This is a genomic window from Streptomyces alkaliphilus, assembly GCF_014141535.1.
In the GTDB taxonomy this organism is placed as follows: Bacteria; Actinomycetota; Actinomycetes; order Streptomycetales; family Streptomycetaceae; genus Streptomyces; species Streptomyces alkaliphilus.
This window is the reverse complement of record NZ_VKHT01001022.1, coordinates 1-1,738: the sequence shown is the minus strand read 5'-3', so window position 1 is coordinate 1,738 and position 1,738 is coordinate 1. Positions and strand designations below refer to the sequence as shown.

General features: G+C 73.4%; 2 protein-coding genes. One reads left to right on the top strand and one right to left on the bottom strand.

From position 1 onward, the window contains the following. A partial coding sequence (locus FNQ90_RS22085; RefSeq protein WP_182607959.1) for a hypothetical protein occupies positions 1-195 on the bottom strand: 195 nt, incomplete at its 3' end. Positions 196-377: 182 nt separating this feature from the next. Between FNQ90_RS22085 and FNQ90_RS22080 the strand changes: the two genes are divergently transcribed. Beyond that, on the top strand, positions 378-1,738 hold a 1,361-nt coding region (locus tag FNQ90_RS22080; RefSeq protein ID WP_182607958.1), incomplete at its 3' end, for an FAD-binding oxidoreductase.

Sequence of the window (1,738 nt, the reverse complement as noted above, 5' to 3'; positions counted from 1 at the left end):
GGTCAACCAGGCCCTCACCCAGCTCTCGACGATGCCGGGGCCGGCGGTGGAGACCAGCGGGAAGGGGCGCTCCCGTACGCCCTCCGCCAGGGTCAGCAGGCGGGCGTGCACCCTCGGCGAGCACAGGAACCACAACATCGCGGCCAGGGCGGCCGGGGCCGCCGTGGCCGGTATCCAGGCCCGTCGCCATCGCATGGCGGTCCTTCCCTACGTCTCTCCCCGGCTCCCGGGCCGGGCGGCGCGCGGGGAATGGCCGGGGAGAGCTCGTGCTCGCTCGCGGGGTCGTGCGGTGATCATCCTCGCCGACGGGGCGCGCCGGAAGAAGTCGGTGGGAAACGCCGGGTTCCCCCCGGCGCCGATGGTGGCAGGCTGAGGTCATGAGCACCCTCGTTTCCCGGCTGCGGGAGGGTCTGCCCGACGGGGCGGTCCTCGTGGACACCGATGTCACCGCCTCCTACGCGCACGACATGGCGAGCTTCTGCCCGGCGGGCTCCCCGGCCGCGGTGGTGCTGCCCCGCACCACCGAGGAGGTGCGGCACGTGCTGCGGGTGGCGCACGACCTGCGGGTTCCGGTGGTGCCGCAGGGCGCCCGCACGGGGCTGTCGGGGGCGGCGAACGCCACCGACGGCTGCGTGGTGCTGTCCCTGACGCGGATGAACCGGATCCTGGAGATCGACCCGGTGAACCGGATCGCGGTGGTCGAGCCGGGTGTGGTCAACGCCGACCTGAGCAAGGCGGTGGCCGCGCACGGGCTGTGTTATCCGCCCGACCCCTCCAGTTGGGAGCAGTGCACGATCGGCGGGAACATCGGCACCGGCTCCGGCGGCCTGTGCTGCGTGAAGTACGGGGTGACGGCGGAGTACGTGCTGGGGCTGGAGGTGGTTCTCGCCGACGGGCGGTTGCTGCGCACCGGCCGGCGCACCGCCAAGGGCGTGGCGGGGTACGACCTGACCCGGTTGTTCGTCGGCTCGGAGGGGAGTCTGGGGGTGGTGGTCGGGGCGACGCTGGCGCTGCGGCCGGCGCCGCCGCCGCAGCTGGTGTTGGCGGCCGAGTTCGACTCGACGGCGGCGGCCGGGGAGGCGGTGTGCCGGATCATGGCGGGCGGTCACACCCCGTCGATGCTGGAGTTGATGGACCGCACGACGCTGCGCGCGGTCAACGCGATGACCCGGATGGGGCTGCCGGAGAGCACCGAGGCGCTGCTCCTGGCGGCGTTCGACACCCCGGATCCGGCGGCCGACCTGGCCCGGGTGGGGGTGCTGTGCGAGGAGGCGGGCGCCTCCTCGGTGGTGCCGGCGGAGGACGCGGCGGAGTCGGAGATGCTGCTGGCGGCCCGGCGCACGGCGCTGCCGGCGCTGGAGGCGGTCAAGGGCGTGACGATGATCGACGACGTGTGCGTGGGCCGCTCGGAGCTGGGGGCGTTCATCACGGGTGTGGAGCGGATCGCCGCCGAGCACGGGTTGACGATCGGGGTGGTGGCGCACGCGGGGGACGGCAACACGCACCCGACGGTGTGCTTCGACGCCCGCGACCCGGAGGAGTCGGCCCGGGCCAGGGCCTCCTTCGACGCGATCATGGCGCTGGGGTTGGAGTTGGGCGGCACGATCACCGGTGAGCACGGGGTGGGTGTGCTGAAGAAGGAGTGGTTGGAGCGGGAGCTGGGGCCGGTGGCGATGGAGTTGCACCGGGGGATCAAGGCGGCCTTCGACCCGCTGAACATCCTCAACCCGGGCAAGGT